This is a genomic window from Phycisphaerae bacterium (assembly GCA_024102815.1).
Taxonomy (GTDB): domain Bacteria; phylum Planctomycetota; class Phycisphaerae; order UBA1845; family UBA1845; genus JAGFJJ01.
The window spans coordinates 212,219-231,313 of record JAGFJJ010000048.1 but is presented as its reverse complement, the minus strand read 5'-3'; the positions used below and the strand labels follow the sequence as shown (position 1 = coordinate 231,313).

At 62.9% G+C, this 19,095-nt stretch carries 15 protein-coding genes; 13 read left to right on the top strand and 2 right to left on the bottom strand.

Features of this window, described 5'->3' with window-relative positions; genetic code table 11:
• Positions 1 to 221 precede the first annotated feature (221 nt).
• On the bottom strand, positions 222 to 1,586 hold the full coding sequence (gene mgtE, locus J5J06_12010; protein MCO6437806.1) for a magnesium transporter: 1,365 nt from the start codon (positions 1,584 to 1,586) through the stop codon (positions 222 to 224).
• Between the two features lie 194 nt (positions 1,587 to 1,780).
• On the opposite strand from mgtE, the gene J5J06_12005 reads away from it, so the two are divergent.
• The 13 genes from J5J06_12005 (at position 1,781) to J5J06_11945 (ending at position 18,029) form a co-directional block, all read left to right on the top strand.
• Positions 1,781 to 2,587 carry a C39 family peptidase gene (locus tag J5J06_12005; GenBank protein ID MCO6437805.1) on the top strand — a complete coding sequence of 269 codons (807 nt, stop codon included), beginning with the start codon at positions 1,781 to 1,783 and terminating at the stop codon, positions 2,585 to 2,587.
• Positions 2,584 to 4,056 (top strand): RimK family protein, encoded by a 1,473-nt coding sequence (locus tag J5J06_12000; GenBank protein MCO6437804.1) that lies wholly within the window; start codon positions 2,584 to 2,586, stop codon positions 4,054 to 4,056. Before J5J06_12005 ends, J5J06_12000 begins: the two co-directional genes overlap by 4 nt.
• Entirely contained in the window at positions 4,053 to 5,294 is a 1,242-nt protein-coding gene (locus J5J06_11995; GenBank protein ID MCO6437803.1) for a glutamate--cysteine ligase, read from the top strand. Before J5J06_12000 ends, J5J06_11995 begins: the two co-directional genes overlap by 4 nt.
• Positions 5,281 to 5,988 carry an N-formylglutamate amidohydrolase gene (locus tag J5J06_11990; protein MCO6437802.1) on the top strand — a complete coding sequence of 236 codons (708 nt, stop codon included), beginning with the start codon at positions 5,281 to 5,283 and terminating at the stop codon, positions 5,986 to 5,988. The genes J5J06_11995 and J5J06_11990 overlap by 14 nt, the downstream gene beginning before the upstream one ends.
• A 164-nt stretch (positions 5,989 to 6,152) precedes the next feature.
• Positions 6,153 to 7,118 carry a deoxyhypusine synthase family protein gene (locus J5J06_11985; GenBank protein ID MCO6437801.1) on the top strand — a complete coding sequence of 322 codons (966 nt, stop codon included), beginning with the start codon at positions 6,153 to 6,155 and terminating at the stop codon, positions 7,116 to 7,118.
• 139 nt (positions 7,119 to 7,257) lie between these two features.
• A complete protein-coding gene (locus J5J06_11980; protein ID MCO6437800.1) occupies positions 7,258 to 8,328 on the top strand; it encodes a hypothetical protein in 1,071 nt (356 codons plus the stop codon).
• Positions 8,329 to 8,460: 132 nt separating this feature from the next.
• Positions 8,461 to 10,062, top strand: a complete 1,602-nt coding sequence (locus tag J5J06_11975; protein ID MCO6437799.1) for a Zn-dependent hydrolase — start codon at positions 8,461 to 8,463, stop codon at positions 10,060 to 10,062.
• A gap of 47 nt (positions 10,063 to 10,109) precedes the next feature.
• On the top strand, positions 10,110 to 11,723 hold the full coding sequence (locus J5J06_11970) for a SpoIIE family protein phosphatase (GenBank protein ID MCO6437798.1): 1,614 nt from the start codon (positions 10,110 to 10,112) through the stop codon (positions 11,721 to 11,723).
• Positions 11,724 to 11,730: 7 nt separating this feature from the next.
• On the top strand, positions 11,731 to 13,422 hold the full coding sequence (locus J5J06_11965) for a type II/IV secretion system protein (GenBank protein MCO6437797.1): 1,692 nt from the start codon (positions 11,731 to 11,733) through the stop codon (positions 13,420 to 13,422).
• A gap of 7 nt (positions 13,423 to 13,429) precedes the next feature.
• Complete coding sequence (locus tag J5J06_11960) at positions 13,430 to 14,101, top strand: SOS response-associated peptidase (protein MCO6437796.1); 672 nt, start codon at positions 13,430 to 13,432, stop codon at positions 14,099 to 14,101.
• Between the two features lie 230 nt (positions 14,102 to 14,331).
• Positions 14,332 to 15,087 carry a VPLPA-CTERM sorting domain-containing protein gene (locus J5J06_11955; protein ID MCO6437795.1) on the top strand — a complete coding sequence of 252 codons (756 nt, stop codon included), beginning with the start codon at positions 14,332 to 14,334 and terminating at the stop codon, positions 15,085 to 15,087.
• Positions 15,088 to 15,315: 228 nt separating this feature from the next.
• On the top strand, positions 15,316 to 15,834 hold the full coding sequence (locus tag J5J06_11950) for a sigma-70 family RNA polymerase sigma factor (GenBank protein MCO6437794.1): 519 nt from the start codon (positions 15,316 to 15,318) through the stop codon (positions 15,832 to 15,834).
• 14 nt (positions 15,835 to 15,848) lie between these two features.
• Positions 15,849 to 18,029, top strand: coding sequence for a von Willebrand factor type A domain-containing protein (locus J5J06_11945; protein MCO6437793.1), 2,181 nt, complete (start codon positions 15,849 to 15,851; stop codon positions 18,027 to 18,029).
• A 3-nt stretch (positions 18,030 to 18,032) separates the two neighbouring features.
• On the opposite strand, the gene J5J06_11940 is transcribed toward J5J06_11945, so the two are convergent.
• A complete protein-coding gene (locus tag J5J06_11940) occupies positions 18,033 to 19,031 on the bottom strand; it encodes a serine acetyltransferase (protein ID MCO6437792.1) in 999 nt (332 codons plus the stop codon).
• Positions 19,032 to 19,095: the final 64 nt, after the last annotated feature.

Genomic DNA, 19,095 nt, shown 5'->3' with positions numbered 1-19,095 from the left:
GCGGCCGCAGATATAAGCGTGAGCAATGCGAAGACACGAAACTGGTCAGCGCTCAATGACACGGCACAGATCCCCCTCGATGTAGATCGTGTGCAAGCACGATTCCACGAGTGAGAATCCGGAGTTTAGCCCTCGGGCAGGGCGCGCCAACCCCTGAACGCCGAGCTCGGTGCGTTTCGGAAGAGCCGCTACAGAAGGGCTCTATTCTCTCAATAACCACGTCACACCAGCCACGGCATAGTGGCTGCGGCAAAGGAGAGGGCCAGAAAGAAGCCGCACATGTCGGTGATGGTGGTCAGGATGGGACCCGAGGCTAGAGCGGGGTCCTGACCGAACCGCTTGAGTACCAGCGGCACCGTTCCTCCGATGGAGACGGCCACGACGGTGTTAATCGCCAAGGCGGCGCCGACCACCAGCCCCAGCATGGGGTTGCCCTTCCAGATCCAGGCCACCGCGGCGATCAGCAGTCCCAGAATCGAGCCGTTGAGCAGCCCGACGAGCATCTCCTTGAAGAGGACGCGCAGGAATTCCGTAGGCCTGACAACACCGAGGGCAAGTTCGCGCATGGTGACACCGACCGCCTGATTGCCCGAGCACCCGCTCATGTCGGAGATGATGGGCAGGAAGACGGCCAGGGCGATGACCGCGGCGAGGGTTTCCTGGTAGAGGGCGATGATGCTGGCGGCGAAGATGTTGAGCACGATGTTGATGCTCAGCCAGGCGAGCCGTCGCCGGGCGCGGAAGAGCAGGGGCATGGAGCGGAGTTCGTCGCCGCCGAGAATACCCTGGGCCTTGCGGTAGTCGCTCTCGACGTGGGCGGCGTTGGCCGCTTCCACATCGGCACGGCGGATGACACCCACGAGTCGGTTCTTCGGATCGACCACGGGAGCGCCGAAGAATCGGTGGCGATCGAAAAAATCGGTCAATTCTATGAGGTCGGCGCGATCGGGAATCGTAAGGGGATCCCGGATCATCACGTCGCGCACGGCCCGGCCGGGATTGGCGAGAATCAAGTCCCGCAGGCGAAGGACGCCCACCAGGCGTCTGCCTTGGTCCGTGACGTAAGCGTACTGGACGTCGTAATCGCGGTAGCGATCGGCGTTGCGGCGGAAGTCATCGAGCACCTGGGCGACGGTCCAGCCCTCGGGAAAGGAGAGGTACTCGCGAATCATCAGGCCGCCGGCGACGTTCGGCTCATAGGCGCAGAGCAGGCGGGTTTCGGTGGCCGTATCGGGGCTCATCGCGCCAAGAACCTGCTCGCCGCGGCGGTCGTCGAACTGGCGGACGAGGTCGGCGCGGTGGTTGCTGGAGAGCTTTTCGAGAATGGCCGCGCAGACTTCGGGATCGGGGGCGGCGAGGAGGTCGGCCGCCTGGGCCTCGGGAACATGCTCAAGCAGGTCGGCGCCGGTCTTGGGGGGCAGGAGTTCGAGCAGCCGGCGGCGGGTCTCGGAGGAAACGTGGTCCAGCACGTAGCCGGCCTCCCCCAGCGGCATCGACTCGATCAGCGACTGAACTTGCGCCGTATCGCCCTGCCGGACGGACTCTTCCAGGGCCTCGTGCAATTCGGATTTGGCATCAAGGGTCATCTTGGCCCTCGGGGGTTTCCTCGGGAATTGGGACGCAACACGGGTGGGTGCGAAGATTGGCTCCCCCGCTCTGGTCGCACCATCACAGACGTGGATACAATAGCGTAAGTTGTCCGATAAGGCGCTATGTCGGGCGATGATCTTTCTCGATCGATGATCCACGCATGACGATGTCCCATGAAGTCCGCGCCGCGATGTCGAATTCGGACGCCGCGGCCAACGGCGGTGCAAACGACGGAGAGGAAACGTGCCACCTTCCGCTGGATATCCTTCCCCAGCCGGACGACGTGACGTGCGGTCCGACTTGCCTTCACGCCGTGTACGACTATTTCGGTGAATCGCTTCCCTTGAAGAATGTCATCGCCGAAGTCACGGGGCTGGAAGAGGGTGGCACGCTGGCGGTGTTCCTGGCTGTTCACGCGTTGCGGCGCGGGTACTCCGCATCGATCTACACCTACAACCTTCAGTTGTTCGATCCGACGTGGTTCGCGCAGCCCGGGACGGACATCGCGGCGAAGCTCAAGGCCCAATCGGAGGCGAAATCGGATAAGCGCCTGCAAGTCGCCACAGGGGGCTATCTGGAGTACCTGAAGCTGGGCGGGAAGATACTGTTCGAGGACCTGACCGCGGCGCTGATCCGAAAGTACCTGACACGCGGCGTACCCATCCTCACGGGATTGAGTTCGACGTATCTGTATCGGGGCATCCGGGAATTCGGCCCGAAGTGCGACGACGATGACATTCGCGGGGCGCCCGTGGGGCATTTCGTGGTATTGTGCGGATACGACCGGAAGCATCGACAGGTGATGGTGGCGGATCCGATGCATCCCAATCCCATGGCCACGACGCATGTCTATTCGGTGGGCATGGATCGCCTGCTCGGCGCGATCCTGCTGGGTATTGTGACGTACGACGCGAACCTGCTTATTCTGGAACGCGGACCGAGCGCGGGGACCAATGGCGGCGCCGTGTCGCCCGCCCCGGGGAGCGCGGACGATTGAATCTGATTGTCGTCAACCAGCCCAAGAACTGGTCGCTGCACATCCCTGGTGTGCCCGTGGTGGCAGCCCGAACCTACTTGACGGACCCCCAATACAGCGAACAGCGTAATCTGCGGGTCTTCAATCTCTGCCGGTCCTATCGATACCAGAGTACGGGCTACTACGTTTCACTGCTGGCCATGGCTCGCGGACAAAAGCCGCTTCCCAGTATCACCACGATCCAGGACATGAAGACGCTGGCAATCGCCCGCGTGGTCGCGGACGATCTCGACGAGTTGATCCAGCGAAGCCTGCGCCCACTGCGATCGGATTTCTTCACGTTGCGGGTCTACTTCGGCAAGAACCTGGCCAAACGATACGACGAATTGAGTCAGAGCCTCTTCCGATCTTTCCAGGCGCCGCTGCTGCGAGCCGATTTTGCGCGCGTGGAGGAGGAATGGGTCCTGAGGAACATCGGTCCCATTGCTGGGAACGACATTCCCGAGGGGCATCGCGATTTCGTGATTCAATCGGCGACGGAGTTCTTCCGCAACAACCGCCTCCCCCGTCAGCGCCGCAGCACGGCGTCCTACGACATGGCTATTCTGCTTGATCCGGACGCGGAAAAGGCGCCGTCAAACAAAGGGGCGATCCGCAAGTTTGTCAGCGCGGCGCGGCGCCTGGGGATCGATACGGAACTCATCGACCAGGAGGATTTCGGGCGCATTGCAGAGTTCGACGCCCTGTTCATTCGCGAGACGACTGCGGTCCATCACCACACCTACCGCTTCGCCCGGCGGGCGGCGGCCGAGGGTCTGGTGGTCATCGACGATCCGGACTCCATCGCTCGCTGTACGAACAAGGTCTATTTGGCAGAGATGTTGCGGCGGTACAAGGTGCCCATTCCGCAGACGCTGGTCGTACACAAGGACAACCGGGACCGGATCGTCGCGGAGATCGGCCTGCCCTGCATCCTCAAGCAGCCGGACAGCTCATTCTCTCAGGGCGTCTTCAAGGCGAACGACGAAGCCGAGCTCCAGGCCTGCGTCGACCGTCTGCTGGAAAAGTCCGACCTGATCGTCGCCCAGAAGTTCATGCCCACGCCGTTCGATTGGCGTATCGGCATCCTGGAACGGGAAGCGATTTTCGCGTGCAAGTACTTCATGGCAGGCGGGCACTGGCAGATCACCGAGACCGGCGAGCAGGGTGTGCGCTACGGCGACGTGGAAGCCGTCCCACTGGACCAGGTTCCCGAGGTGGTGCTCAAGACGGCGCTCCGCGCGGCCAAGCCTATTGGGGACGGTCTTTACGGCGTCGATGTCAAGCAGTTTGGGGACGAGGTCTGCGTGATCGAGGTCAACGATAACCCCAACGTGGACGCCGGCTACGAAGACCGCATTCTCGGTGACACCTTGTATGATCGTATCATGGGCGTCTTTCTCAAGCGCATTCAAAGCCGTCGTAACGGCGTGGCCAAGGCAACGACATGAGTGAATCCTGGCACCTCTTCGAGCGCTTCGGCGTCGAGCTGGAGTACATGATCGTCGACCGGCGGACGCTGGACGTGTGTCCGATTTCGGATCGCGTGCTTCACGCCATGGCCGGTGCGTTCGAGTCGGAGGTGGAAGTCGGGCCGCTGAACTGGTCCAACGAACTCGTACTCCACGTAATCGAGTTGAAGACGGGAGCGCCTGCCGAGAGGCTCGACGGGCTGGCGGGTCCATTCCAGCACGACGTTCAGCGCATCAACGAAATGCTCGCGGAGTGGGACGCGATACTGCTTCCCACCGGGGCGCATCCGTGGATGGATCCGTTCCGCGAGACGCGGCTCTGGCCCCACGAATACAGCCCGGTCTACGCGGGATTCGATCGCATCTTCGATTGTCGGGGACACGGGTGGTCGAACCTGCAATCAACGCATTTGAATCTGCCGTTCTGCGGCGATGAGGAGTTCGGGCGGCTTCACGCGGCCATCCGGCTCGTGCTGCCCATTCTGCCGGCACTGGCGGCGAGCTCGCCCATGCTGGACGGGGCGCGGACGTCGTTTCGCGATGCACGGCTGGAGGTCTATCGCCAGAACGCCCGACGGATTCCGTCGGTTTCGGGAGCCGTGATTCCCGAGCCGGTGTTTACACGAGAGGATTACGAGCGCGAGATTCTTCAGCGGATCTACCGCGATCTGGCGCCTTTCGATCCGGAGGGCGTATTGCAGTTCGAGTGGGCCAATGCTCGCGGCGCGATCGCTCGGTTTGATCGAAATACGATCGAGATTCGCGTCCTCGACGTGCAGGAGTGCCCGCTGGCCGACGTGGCCATGACGCGGCTTATCGTGGAGACGCTGAGGGCGCTGGTCGAGGAACGATGGTGTTCGTACGACGATCAGAGGGGATGGGGCATAGAGCGACTCCAGCCGATCCTTCTGAATTGTATCCGGCACGCGGACGAAACCTCGATCGAGGACGCCGGATATCTTGCGCTCTTCGGTTTCGGTGGCGGGGCACTTGCTGCGGGAATGCTCTGGGAGCATCTCCGCGATCAGGTTCTTCCACTGGGGTCGGCGGATACGGCGGAGGCGGCCGCACTGGATGTCATGATGAAGGAAGGATGTCTGGCACGCCGCATCATCAGGCTGCTGGGCGAGGGCGAAGACCGAGACGCTATGGTGTCGGTGTACCGCCGCCTTTCGCAATGCCTGGCGGAGGGACGGATGCTGCGTGTCGCGGATTAGATCGGCCGTGGTCAGTTGCGAGCACGGGGGAAACTTTATACCCGCCCGCTATCGCGCGCTGTTCGCCGGGCAGGATTCGCTGCTGAATTCCCACCGTGGGTACGACCCGGGGGCGCTGTTTCTCGCGCGAGAACTATCCAAGCGTCTTGATTGCCCGCTGTTCTACTCCCACGTATCGCGATTGCTGGTCGAGTTAAACCGGTCGCCGCACCATCCAAGCCTGTTTTCGATCGTCAGCCGGGAGCTCGACGACACCGAGCGTACCCGAGTGCTGCAACACTATTACGCGCCGCACCGGAAAGCCGTGGCTGCGGCATTGCGACGCGCACTTCGAAAAGCGGGCGATGTTCTGCATCTTTCCGTGCACACCTTTACCCCGGTGCTTGACGGTGCAGCGCGAAAAGCGGATGTGGGCCTGCTGTACGACCCCGGCCGCCTCGGCGAGCGGAGGTTCTGTCACGAATGGCGCGCCTCGATCCGCGCCCGGAATGAAATCCTTCGCGTCCGGAGGAACTACCCCTACCTCGGAAAAGCCGACGGGTTCACGACCTGGTTGCGACGGGAGCTGGACACCCCGCGATACGTTGGCGTGGAGTTGGAAGTAAACCAGGGTTTTCCACTCGGCGATTCGCGGACATGGCGATGGCTTCGCAGGTTACTTGCCGGCTCACTGTGCGATGTTGTTTCGTCCTAGCCGCAAGCTTGCGCGCCTGTAAGGGCTTTTTTGCCGTCCGATCTGGGAGCATTTTCGGATAGGCCGGTGTCGGGTAAGCTAGGCCGTTTACACGGGAATTGGGCCCCGCGCCGCGATGAAGAGGCTGCGGTGCCGATGCCGGAAGCATCCGACCGGAGCAGCGTATGAAGATCAGCGAGTTTATCGACCACCACTATCGCCATTTCAACGCCGCCACCACCAAGGACGCCGCCCAGGCCTACAAGGACCATCTGGCCCGCGGCGGCAAAATGTTCGTGACGCTCGGTGGCGCGATGAGCACGGCCGAACTGGGCCTTTCCCTGGCGGAAATGATCCGCCGGGACAAGGTCCACGCCGTGTGCTGCACGGGAGCCAACCTGGAGGAAGATCTCTACAACCTGGTGGCCCACGATCATTACGTCCGCCTGCCGAACTATCGCGAACTGACGCCGGAACAGGAGATGGAACTCTACGATCGCGGTCTGGCCCGGGTGACGGACACGTGCATTCCGGAAGAGGAAGCCATGCTGCGGATCAAGCATGTACTGCTGGAGCGCTGGCAGGCCGCCGCAAAGAGCGAAACCCGGACCTTCCCGCACGAGTTCATGTACCAGGCGATTCGCGACGGCGTCTACAAGAAGCATTATCAGATTGATCCGAAGGACAGTTGGCTGGTGGCGGCGGCTGAACGCGACCTTCCGTTGTTTGTGCCCGGTTGGGAGGACTCGACGCTGGGCAACGGTTTCGCGGCGTACCTGATTCAGGGCACGCTTCCGCATGGGCGTTTCCTGAAGTACGGCGTGGACTACATGGTCGAGCTCGCCCGGTGGTACAAGGAAGCTTCAGCTTCGGCGAGCATCGGGTTCTTCCAGATCGGCGGGGGGATCGCGGGTGATTTCCCCATCTGTGTCGTGCCCCTGGTCAACATCGACCTGGAGGAGCAGGTGCCGTTCTGGGGCTACTTCTGCCAGATCAGCGACAGCACGACCAGCTACGGCTCGTATTCCGGGGCCTATCCCACGGAAAAGATCACATGGGGCAAGCTCGCCGCGGATACGCCGCGCTTCGTGGTCGAATCGGACGCCACCATTGTGGCGCCCTTGATTTTCGCCTACGTGCTCGACTGGTAGCCCGGAGAGACCCGGCGCAATTAGGCTGGCATCAGTGGAGGCGCTGCCGATCATGTCGGCGGACCCGGTTGGAGATAACATCCCGCCCTCGGTATCAAGCCCGTCAAGCGCCCCGCGAATCGCGCGCGGCGCGTGCCACGTGCTTCTTGCTCACGACGTGGGGCTGTCGATTCGCCTGGACGAGGCCCAGCGATTGATCGCCGAGGCCAGCCAGCGGGCCACGGTCCGCCGCAAGCGAAAGACCCCGAGCTACTTCGAATACCGTCCCGCGCCGTTGCGGCACACCGTCGCCAGCGAGCGGCTTGAACTGGGTCCGTGGCGAACGGAGGGGGCCGTCGACCTGGTGATCTACGATTTCGGGGCGATTTCCGCGGCGTACCGTCTTCCGCTGGCTGGGCCACTCGACGATTTGCTCGGCCTCTCGGACACGCTGTACGACAATGCGATTCTTCTTACCCATGCCAGACGGTGCGTGGACGATCTGCTCCGAACGATTGCCCCGGCGGTTCAGCGGCCGATGGTCTCGGAATTCGTCGAGGACTACGTCGTCTACCAGATCGAGCAGTTCGAGGCGCGGGAGGCACCTGACGCGGTCGCATCACGCCACGCCGCAACGCTCGCCCGCATCCTTCGTGCGGAGCAGGAAGCTCTCTCCACGCAGATGGTGGACGACGCACTGGGCAGCCGAATCGCCTTCGGCGAGGATGATCTCACGCTGATCGACTGGAACGCGGCGCTGCTTATGGGTATGGACATGGACGACGTGCTGGCCGTCCTGGAATACGCCAACGTCGAGCTGCTGGAAATGCGCTACCTGGATGAACAGCTCGACAGCGCCCTCGACGAAGCCTATGAAACCTTCCTGCGCCGGACCCGGCAAAGGCTGCGTCCCATGGTGACGCGCGCGGCCGATCAGCGTCGCGTGGCCGAGCTTCAGCTCGACAGCGCCCTGCTCTTCGAGGGCGTGAACAATGCCCTCAAGCTGCTGGGAGACCAGTATCTGGCCCGGGTCTACCGTCTGGCGGTCGGGCGGTTGCACATTGACGACTGGGACGGCAGCATCATGCGCAAGCTCAACACGCTGGAGAGCATTTACCAGAAGATCTCCGACCAGCAGAGCACGCGGCGCATGGAAGTGTTGGAGTGGATCATTATCGTGCTGATCGCCGTTTCCATCGTGCTCCCGTTCTTGGTGGGGGCGGGCAAATAGAAGCGGGTCATCGGTTCAGGGAGAAAGATCGTGGCTTTGTTCAGCGGGCGTAAACAGATTTGTTCTTGGGTGGTGGCTTTGGTTGGGATCATTCTGACTTCCGGCTGCGGGCAACGACAAAGTGGGGTCTCTATGAGCGGCAAGGACCGATCGGCGAAGACGGATGACGCTTCGGCGCTGGTGGACAAATACGCGACGGTGCGCCTCACGGCCGACCTGAGCGGACTCAGCGATAACCAGAGACGAATGCTCCCGCTGCTCATCGATGCCGCCCGGCAGATGGATGAGGGGTTCTGGTGGCAGGCATACGGAGACAGGACGGCACTGCTGTCGTCGCTGGATAATCCCGCGTTGCGGCGCTTCGCCGAAATCAACTACGGTCCGTGGGACCGGCTGAACGACAACCAGCCGTTCGTTCCCGGTGTCGGGCCGAAGCCGTTGGGGGCGAATTTCTATCCGGCGGACATGTCCAAAGAGGAATTCGAGCAACACCTCGCCCAGCTTGACCCGGCGGCGGCAGAGTCCTTTCGAAGCCCCTACACCATCATCCGCCGTGATCAGATGGGGCAACTGGAGGCCGTGCCCTACTTCCGGCAGTTCATGCTCTACGCTCTCGCCGCGGGCCACAAATTGAGCCAGGCAGCCGCGATCGCCGAGGACGAAGGCTTCCGGCAGTACCTGCTTCTTCGAGCCGACGCCCTGCTGACCGACGACTATCGGGCGTCGGATTTCGCCTGGCTGGACATGAAGGATAATACGCTGGACATCGTCATCGGCCCGATCGAGACCTACGAAGATGGGATGTTCGGATACAAGGCGTCCTACGAATCATACGTGCTCATCAAGGACAAGGAGTGGAGCAAGCGGCTGGCGCGTTACGCGGCCATGCTCCCGGACTTGCAGCGATCTCTGCCCGTCGAGGACAAGTACAAGCAGGAGTCGCCTGGAACAGACTCCGACCTCAACGCCTATGACGTGGTCTACTACGCCGGCGATTGCAACGCCGGGGCCAAGACCATCGCCATCAACCTGCCCAACGACGAGGAGGTGCAGCTTCGCAAGGGCACGCGCCGCCTGCAACTGAAGAACGCCATGCGGGCCAAGTTCGACAAGATTCTGGTCCCCATTGCTGACCTGCTCATTGCCGAGGACCAGCGGAAGCACATCACATTCGATGCCTTCTTCGAGGACACGATGTTTCACGAGGTGGCTCACGGACTGGGGATCAAGAACACGATCAACGGCAAGGGCACGGTGCGCGAGGCACTCAAAGATCAGCAGTCAGCCCTGGAGGAGGGCAAGGCGGACATCCTGGGCTTGCACATGATCACCCGGCTCCATGAGCAGGGCGAACTGCCGAATTCGAATCTGATGGACCATTACGTGACCTTCATGGCGGGAATCTTCCGCTCCGTGCGGTTCGGTGCGGCCAGCGCCCACGGCCGGGCCAACATGGTTCGCTTCAACTACTTCGCCGAGCGCGGAGCGTTTTCGCGCGATGAGCAGACGGGTCGCTACCGGGTGGACCAGGAGCGCATGCGCAGTGCCATGGAATCGCTCGCCGCCAAGATCCTGCGAATGCAGGGCGACGGGGACTACGAGGGCGCCAAGAAGTGGATGGAAGTTGCCGGGAACATGCCCGATGTGCTCCAGGATGATCTCGACCGGGTCAACGCCGCAGGCATTCCCGTGGACATCGTATTCGAGCAGGGTGTCGACGTACTGGGGCTTTGATGCTCCACCGCTTGAGCCGCGGACAGGGGAGGCGATAAGCTGCAGCCATGCCAACGCTTCGTTTTGTGGATGACGGGGGCCAATTGCAGGTGCGCACGCTCGACAGCGAGCGTTTCGTCATCGGCCGCGCCGCGGGCAGCCAGATCATCTTCGACGACGACATGATCTCCCGCGAGCACGTGGCCATCGAAATCGATCGGGACGGCCGCTTCCGCATTCGCGATCTCGGCAGCCGTAACAAGACTTACGTCAACGGCGAGCTCATCGCCGAAACGCTTCTCTCTCCCGGAGATGTCATTCGTGTCGGAGACCGGATCGTCGAGTACCTCGACGAAACCGGCACCGAGGAGCGCTTCGATCCGGAGTGCCTCACGCCCGACAAGACCGAACCGCCCAACTGCGAGTGGTTGCGCAGCAAGGCGCCGGTTTCGCTCACACTGGCGCAGGTGTCCCAGCTTGCCCTGCTGGGGGCCGATCTGCCGCTCTCCTCCCGGGCGGAAGACATCGCCCAAGGGTCGATCGGGCAGGTCCTGCTCGATCTCCAGGCCGAGCGCGGCTTTATCGCCCTTCGAGGGGACGCCAAGACGGAACTTCTCCCGCTGGCCCATCGCGCACTGAAGCGCCCGTCCGGCGGCTCGTTGACGCCGGTCAGCCAGTGGTTCGTGTTCGCACCGCTCTTGCAGTCGGTGGCTGGGCGCTACCCGCAGACGGCGTCGCAGATCAATCCCAAGCTCGGCTTCGCGGCAACGGCGGTGACGGCTCCCCTCCTGCACCGGGGGGAGGTCATTGGCGTTATCTACGCGGATCGTCCGCAGTCGAAGAAGCCCTTCCCAGCGACGGCGTTGCCCTATGCGATGGCGGCCGGGGCGCACCTCGGCATGATGATCGGCGAGACGGCACGCAAGCTGACGCGAACCGCCGTGCGGGAAGGGGCCTCGTGGATGGGAGTGATCCGCCGCATACAGGGGTCGTTGTCGCCGCCGGTATCGTCGAGTGAGTCGTTTGAAGTCGCCACGCGTCGCTTTCCGGGAAGGGCCCGCTGTGGCGATCTCGTGGAAGTTGTCCACCTTGACGAGCAACACTGCTGTGTGCTTGTCGTCGACGCCGGGGGGCACGGCATGCACGGACTCATGCAGGCGGCGTCGATGATCGCAGCGCTTCGCACGGCCTTGTCCGTGGCGGAAGACGCCTATTTCGATCCTGCGGCAATGTTCAATGAGCTGAACCGCAGCATCGCCGCCGCACCCGCCCGCCAGATCGTTCCCTGCACGTTCATCGCCGCGGACATCTCCGCCGGCAAGCTGATCTACATCAATGCCGGAGGAATGGCCCCCCTGCTCATGGTCGCGCCGGGACGTCTGATTACGCTTGATGAGCCTTCCCTCATTCTGGGCGTCGATCCGGAATACGTCTTCGAGCCGACCCGCGTGGACCTTCCTGAAGCATTCCGTGTCGTCTGCCACACCGATGGATTGATCGAGGCCTCCAGCGTGGGCGGCGAGCCGCTGGGCGAATCACGCCTGCATGAAGCCCTGCTCGACCGTAACGCCTTCAACTCCGTGGTGGACACTTCGGCCGCGCTCGAACGCCTCTGGTCCGCGCACATGGCGGGCGGCCAGGGCGATGATGACGCCCTCTTTGTCGTGCTGGGCAGGGGGTAAGCCGGTCATGCTCGCCGCCGAACTTGCCGAACCGCTCGTCGTCAAGCGCCTTCTGAACGAAGGCACGCTGACGTTTGTATCTCTCACGACGCTGCTGCGGGAGTCGGAGATCGCTGGGCTGCCGCTTGCCGAGACAATCCTGGCCCGCGATTTGATCAGCGACGCCGATCTGGCACAGATGTACGCGGACCTGACGGGATATCGGTTTCTCGACCTTACCCGTCGGACGCCCACCCGGGCGTGGGTGCTCACCCTTCCCGAGAACATCGCCCGGCGAAAGGACTGCCTGATTTTCGGTGAGGTTGGCGGACAGCTCATCGCCGCAGTGGCCGACCCCGTTGATCCGACGGTTCGCGCGGCGGTCACCTCCCGGTTCGAGCGCCCGGTGCAGCTCGTGGTCAGTCCGCGCTACCAGATTCGCGAGCAGATCGAGCATGTCTACGGGCAGGCGCGATCGCAGGGGGCCAGGGTCCAGTCGATGACGCCCATTTCCCAGGCCGTGGCTCCTTCGACGGCCACGGGCCTGAACATGCTCGAGCAGTTCGACAGCATCATCGATGAAGCCGTGGATCGCCGCGCGAGTGATATTCACATCGAGCCGGAAGAGGATCGCCTTCGCGTCCGTCTGCGCATCGACGGACGGCTCATGGAAGTGCGCGCGTTTCCGCTGGACGCGGCCGCGCCGCTGGTTTCTCGCATCAAGGTGCTGGCGACGCTCGATATCACCGAGCGGCGCAAACCGCAGGACGGCCGGTTCAGTCATCGCAGCTTCGATCAGGAAATCGACGTTCGCGTCGCCGTCATTCCCGGCGCGCGCGGAGAGTGCGTAACGCTTCGTTTGCTTACGCAAGACAAGTCGCAGATCACGATGGAATCGCTGGGAATGGGCCTGGAGATTCGGCAGGCGTTCGAGCGCCTCATCCATCGCCCCTACGGCATCATTCTGCTTACCGGTCCAACGGGAAGCGGCAAGACCACGACGCTCTACGCGGCACTCCAGTGTATCAACACCATCGACAAGCACATCGTGACCGTGGAGGATCCCGTCGAGTACCAGATTGCCGGCGTGAACCAGGTGCCCGTGGACCGGCAGTTCGGCGTGTCCTTCGCTTCGGCGCTGCGGAGCATCTTGCGGCACGATCCCGACGTCATCATGGTCGGCGAGATTCGTGACGAGGAGACGGCCCACCTGGCCCTTGAGGCTTCGCTGACCGGCCACCTCGTCTTCGCCACCTTGCACACGAACTCCGCCGTCGGCGCCGTGACGCGACTGCTGGACATGGGCTGCGAGCCCTACCTCGTGGCCAGTGCCATCATCGGCGTGATGGCCCAACGCCTGGTCCGCAAGATCTGTCCCAACTGCCGCAAGCCCTACGAGCCGAACGACACCGAACGGCGCATCATGGGCATCCCCGCGGAGCGCACCGGCGTGGAGATCTTCCGCGGCGCGGGGTGCTCGCGATGCCTGCGCTCCGGGTACTTCGGACGCGTGGGAGTTTTCGAATTCGTCTCGTTCGACTCCGGCCTGTCGAACCTGGTCATGCGCAAGGCTACGACGGAGGAATTGGAGAGCTACGCCGTCGAGCACGGGGCGATCACGCTCCGCGATGACGCCATCGCCAAGGTACGCGACGGCCTGACCACCTTGGAGGAAGCCCTGCGCGTCACGCGCATGGAAGGCATCGGCGCCGGGGCGTGAGATTACGATGTGCGGACGATTTACTCTCACGACGCCGGCCGATGTCCTGGCGGAGGTCTTTGAACTCGCGGAGACGCCGCCGCTTTCGCCCCGCTACAACATCGCGCCGACGCAAGCCGTTGCCGCCGTCCGCGCGGAGGCAGGCGCACGGCGGTGCGATCTGCTGCACTGGGGCCTCATCCCCTTCTGGGCCGACGACCCCGCCATCGGAAACCGCATGATCAACGCCCGCGCGGATGGCGTGGCGAGCAAACCGTCGTTCCGCGCCGCTTTCAAGAAACGCCGCTGCCTGGTTCTGGCCGATGGCTTCTACGAGTGGCAGAAAGTCCCCGGCTCCCGACAGAAGCAGCCCTTCTACATTCACCTGCGCGATCATCGCCCCTTCGCATTCGCGGGTCTCTGGGAACACTGGGAGGGTGGCGACGGATCGGCCGTCGACTCCTGTACGATCATCACCACCAACCCCAACGAGCTCATGGAACCCATCCACGACCGCATGCCGGTCATTCTCCCGGCGTCGAGCTACGACACCTGGCTTGATCCCAATTGCCAAAACGCCCCCGCGCTCAATCAACTTCTCTTGCCATTCCCGGCCAAAGAGATGCAGGCCTACCCCATCAGCAAAAAGGTGAACAAGCCGACCTACGATGCGCCGGACTGCATCGAGCCGACAGAATGACTCGCTTTCGAACACTCCCGATAATAGCAAAGTGAGAAACCAATTCGTCCCAGCATAGTGGGGCGAACGCAAAACTGCTTGACAGTATCGCTGAATCCCGACTACCATCATTGTGCTGAGGGGTCCGGAATGTGACTGGGGTTTGTCTCGTATATGCAAATCTGGTGTTGACCAACCAGAGAAAGCGGGACGGGTTGCCCGAAGATCTACGGGCGGAAAGAGGTATCAACATGTTCTCGGGGGGAAAGAAGGTTGCTATTGCGGCAGCCTTGACGGGGGCGGTCATTGGTTTTGCGTCACCGGCGAAGGCCGTGCTGAATCAGACCGTTGGGGGGCTGGTCAGCAGTCAGGTGACGGCGGACATCTCCTTCACTTACCAATCACTGAGCGACACGGCTGCCAAGATCATCGTGCAAGTCACAAACACGACCTCCACGTCTTTCGGGGGGGTAATCACGGCGTGGGGCTTTAACGTTCCCACCATCGCGGGCGTCGCGTTTACCAGTATTGGCGGTGACGTCGACGACGCGGGACCACAGCAGGCCACGGCGCTGACGTCGCCCAACCCGAGCGGTTGGTGGGTGCGCTACGATCCCGGCAACATCAAGACCCCGAACGCAGCCGGCTTCTTCGATTTCGGCGTGATGAACGCCAACTCGGTTCCCGCATTCATCACCGATGGAACAGGCAGCGGCATCCAGATCGTCGAGGGAGCTTCGGAAACCTACACCTTTGACATTGTGGGCACGGGTCTGGACAACCTCAGCAATGCCCAGTTCGAGTCCGCGTTCTGGAACGAGCTTTCCACGGGCGGAACGGCCGGGGCATTCAATTTCGGCGTTCGCTTCCAGAGTACCGGCCCCACGGGCGGCGGCTCCGACTTGGCGGTGACGACCATCCCGCTTCCCGGTGCCGCGTGGCTGGTCCTGGCGGGGTTGCCCGGGCTGGTATTCCTTCGGCGATATGGCGTCACCAGGGGCGCCTGACCCACGTCAAACTTCTCGCACCCTTCGGGGCCGGAATTCCGGCCCCTTTTTTTTGCGCCGAAAGACCGCTGGGACCGCGCTGCCATGGTTCACGGGAACTTGCGGGGCATAGTCGCGTCATATCTTGCGGGCGACGCAGTGCCGCCGCCTCGAGCGTTTCGGGTTAAATTCTAATAACAGCGCATCTCGTTCGTTATCTGAAATAGAGATGGCACGGCGGGGGTGGCGATGACCCAGTCCGAAAAGCCGCGACAAGCCGCGTGGGTGCAGGCCGCACTGGAACGGCACGAATCCGCGCTGGTCCGCTATGCCTTCCGCCTGACCGGCGATCTCGACGCGGCCCGTGACGCCGTGCAGGAGACCTTCCTGCGGCTCTGCCGGGAGGACCACGCCCGTCTGGATGGTCGCCTGGCGCCGTGGCTCTTTGCCGTCTGCCGCAGCCGCGCCCTGGATGTCCAACGCAAGGATCGTCGCATGAAGACCCTGGTGGAATCGAAAAGCCTGGCACCCGCGGCCGCACCGGCAACGCCCATCGAGGCCGCCCTGCACGGCGAGGCGTGCGACCGCGTCGGCGCGATGGTGAACGAACTTCCCGCAAACCAGCAGGAGGTCGTAATCCTCCGCTTCCAGGCGGGGCTGCGCTACCGGGAGATCGCTCAGGTGACCGGACTCTCCGCAGGCAACGTCGGCTTCCTCCTGCACGCCGCCATGACCACGCTGCGCAAGCGCATGAACAACGAAGATTGAGCGAGGTGACAGCCATGACCATTGATCCGAACGACCCTCGTTTGACAGCCTACGCCCTGGGCGAACTCGACGGCGCGGAGCGCGAGGCGTTCGAGTGCCTGCTGGAAAGCGACCCGGCAGCGCGGGCGTTGGTGGACGACCTGCGTCGCACGGCCGACGTGTTGGAGCGTGCCCTGGCGGAAGAAGGACAGGTGGCCCTCGCGCCCTCTCAGCGGGAGGAGATTGCCGCGGCTTCAGAGGCGCGGGACTTGGGACATCGCGCGGCACGTCCGCGACGGCTATATCGCGTGATGATCCCGTCGGCCTTGGCGGCATCGATTCTCCTGGCCGCGTTCGTTGGTTATATGATGCTGCCGCGCCTGGGCAGGGCAAGAGAGAGCTCGGAAAAGGCCAAGAAGTTGGCCGCTGCGAGATTGAGCCAGCAGGACATGCGCTTACAGTCGGAAGTTACGGCGCCGGTTCAGCGAATTCGCAAGAGGAATCTGACACCGTATGCCGGAATTGGGGGATCGTCGGTACACGCAGAGGTCAATCCCGGAAACGAGTCAGAGTCGCTTGTTGGCGCCGGTGTGGTTGGAGGTGACCCGCCGGGGACTACCGCCGCGCCAAGGAACGAGGCTCTGACGAGCACGAGGGCGGTGGCGGCGAGCCTCCACTTCGAGACCTACGACAACATATCCTACGGCTACCATACTCCATCTTCCGACAAGAAATCGACGACGGTCCCGCTGGATAATCGCTCGATCATTCTGTCAGGCGAGAGTCCCTGGCTGGAGATTGAACGCGCAAGCGGCGAGGATTACCAGTCCTTGCCCGAAAACCCCTTCCTCACCCTGGACCAGCAGCCGGTCTCCACGTTCTCCATCGACGTGGACACGGCCTCCTATGCCAACGTGCGGCGGTTTCTGACAAAGGGCATGTTGCCGCCCACGCCGGCTGTGCGCATCGAGGAGCTGATCAACTACTTCCACTACGACTACCCGCCGCCCACGGGCGACGAGCCGTTCTCCGTGAACGTCGAGTTCGCGGAGTGCCCCTGGAACGCCGAGCACCGCCTGGCCCGCATCGGGCTCAAGGGAAAGGTGTTCCCCGAGGACACGCGGCCGTCCGCGAACGTCGTGTTTCTCATCGATGTCTCCGGCTCCATGCAGCCCGCCAACAAGCTGCCGCTCCTCATCGAGGGCATGAAGATGATGGTCGAGGAGCTGTACGACGACGACCGCGTGGCCATCGTGGTCTACGCCGGTTCATCCGGATTGGTGTTGCCTTCGACCCCCGGCTATCAGCAGGGTGCCATCCGGGCGGCACTGGACGGGCTCCGGGCGGGCGGATCGACCAACGCCGGCGAGGGCATCGAACTGGCCTACGACACGGCCCTGAACAACTACATCGAAGGCGGCGCCAACCGCGTGATCCTGGCCACCGACGGCGACTTCAACGTGGGCGTCACCAATCGGGCGGAACTGGAAGCGCTCATCACCGATCGCGCCCGCGACGGCGTGTTTCTGACGGTGCTCGGCCTGGGCATGGGTAACCTCAAGGATGGCATGCTGGAGATGCTGGCCGACAAGGGCAACGGCAACTACGCCTACATCGATTCGCTTGACGAAGCGCGCAAGGTGCTCGTCGATCAGATGGGCGGAACGCTGGTGACCATCGCCAAGGACGTCAAAATCCAGGTGGAATTTAATCCGGATGAGGTCGTCGGCTACCGGCTCGTGGGCTACGAGAACCGCATGCTCCAGACCGAGGATTTCGACGACGATACCAAGGACGCCGGCGAGATTGGCGCCGGACATACGGTCACGGCGCTCTACGAGTTGATCCCGGCATCGCCGCTCACTGAATCCGTCGGAGAAGAAACGTTCGAGCCGAATTTCGCGGCCACAATGAACGGCGCGGCCATGACCGTCCGGCTGCGCTACAAGGATCCGGATGGCGACATCAGCAGGCTGATCGAATTCCCTGCGTATGACACGGGCTTGACGCTGGATGACGCCTCGGATGACTTCGTGTTCGCCGCGGCCGTGGCGTCTTTCGGCATGTTGCTGCGTCACTCGCAGTACGCCGATCTGATCGACTTCCCCTTTGTCGCCGAGCTGGCCGGCACCGCCATGGGGTATGACCCCGACGGCTACCGGGCCGAGTTCGTGGACTTGGTTCGCAAAGCGGACGCGCTGCAACGACGCCGCTAAACCTCAGATCATGTAGTCCGGCATGTATTGCTGGGCCTCTTGCTCCGGCGGAGGCGCGGGTTTCTTGTCCGTGTCCGCACCGCGTTGCTTGACCTTCAGCTCCGGCGGCTTGAACGTGACCACGCTGTTGGGCGGAACGCTGGACGTGACGAACACGGAACCGCCGATGACGGAGTTCTCGCCGATAACGGTTTCGCCTCCGAGGACAATGGCATTGGCGTAGAGGGTGACGTTGTCCTTCACCGTGGGGTGCCGCTTGGCCCCGCGAATCACGCGCCCCCGTTCATCCTTGGGGAACGAGAGGGCACCGAGCGTCACGCCCTGGTAGACCTTAACGTTGTCGCCGATGTCCGTCGTCTCGCCGATAACCACGCCCGTACCGTGATCGATGAAGAAGCTTTGCCCGATGCGTGCGCCGGGGTGTATATCAATGCCCGTCTGGGCGTGAGCCCATTCGGACATGATGCGCGGCATGAGCGGCACATCGAGCGAATAAAGCCGGTGGGCCAGACGGTGAACGCTGATGGCCAGCAGACCGGGATAGGCGAGCATGACTTCATCGAGATTCAGCGCCGCCGGGTCGCCGTCATACGAAGCCTGCACGTCGCCGGCCAGCATCTCGCGAATCGCAGGGATGTCCTCGAGTAAATCCACGGTATATCGGCGGGCCCGGTTTTCGCAGTCGCCGGCCGGGTTCTTCCCCGAGGTCGCCGCCTCTTCCATGTAACACAGGCAGAGATAGATCTGGCGGAACAGCTTCTCCGCGATGCGCGGCAGCAGGTCACCCACGTGGAAAGCGACATTGTACTGCGTAAGGTGCTGCCGCCCGAGGAAGCCCGGGTAGAGCAGCTCGAGAAGCTCGTTGGTCAGGCGAACAATGTCGGCGCGGGAAGGCAGGTAAATACGGTCGATGTGCTGCGTGCGGGCGTCCGCCCGGTAGCTGCTCACGATTCGCTCGACGAGATCGCCGAGCTTGGGTCCCATGATGAAGTCTTCAGGCATCAGCGCGATCCTCTCGTCCCGGGCGGCGCCCGTCGATTCGGACGCGACTCCCGAAAAACCAGCC

Coding starts and splice junctions, on each gene's coding strand:
- J5J06_12005 (MCO6437805.1), top strand. CDS start 1,781: ATGTCGAATTCGGACGCCGCGGCCAACGGCGGTGCAAACGACGGAGAG.
- J5J06_11965 (MCO6437797.1), top strand. CDS start 11,731: ATGCTCGCCGCCGAACTTGCCGAACCGCTCGTCGTCAAGCGCCTTCTG.
- J5J06_11950 (MCO6437794.1), top strand. CDS start 15,316: ATGACCCAGTCCGAAAAGCCGCGACAAGCCGCGTGGGTGCAGGCCGCA.
- J5J06_11985 (MCO6437801.1), top strand. CDS start 6,153: ATGAAGATCAGCGAGTTTATCGACCACCACTATCGCCATTTCAACGCC.
- J5J06_11995 (MCO6437803.1), top strand. CDS start 4,053: ATGAGTGAATCCTGGCACCTCTTCGAGCGCTTCGGCGTCGAGCTGGAG.
- J5J06_11960 (MCO6437796.1), top strand. CDS start 13,430: ATGTGCGGACGATTTACTCTCACGACGCCGGCCGATGTCCTGGCGGAG.
- J5J06_11970 (MCO6437798.1), top strand. CDS start 10,110: ATGCCAACGCTTCGTTTTGTGGATGACGGGGGCCAATTGCAGGTGCGC.
- J5J06_11945 (MCO6437793.1), top strand. CDS start 15,849: ATGACCATTGATCCGAACGACCCTCGTTTGACAGCCTACGCCCTGGGC.
- J5J06_11940 (MCO6437792.1), bottom strand. CDS start 19,031: ATGCCTGAAGACTTCATCATGGGACCCAAGCTCGGCGATCTCGTCGAG.
- J5J06_11955 (MCO6437795.1), top strand. CDS start 14,332: ATGTTCTCGGGGGGAAAGAAGGTTGCTATTGCGGCAGCCTTGACGGGG.
- mgtE (MCO6437806.1), bottom strand. CDS start 1,586: ATGACCCTTGATGCCAAATCCGAATTGCACGAGGCCCTGGAAGAGTCC.
- J5J06_11975 (MCO6437799.1), top strand. CDS start 8,461: ATGAGCGGCAAGGACCGATCGGCGAAGACGGATGACGCTTCGGCGCTG.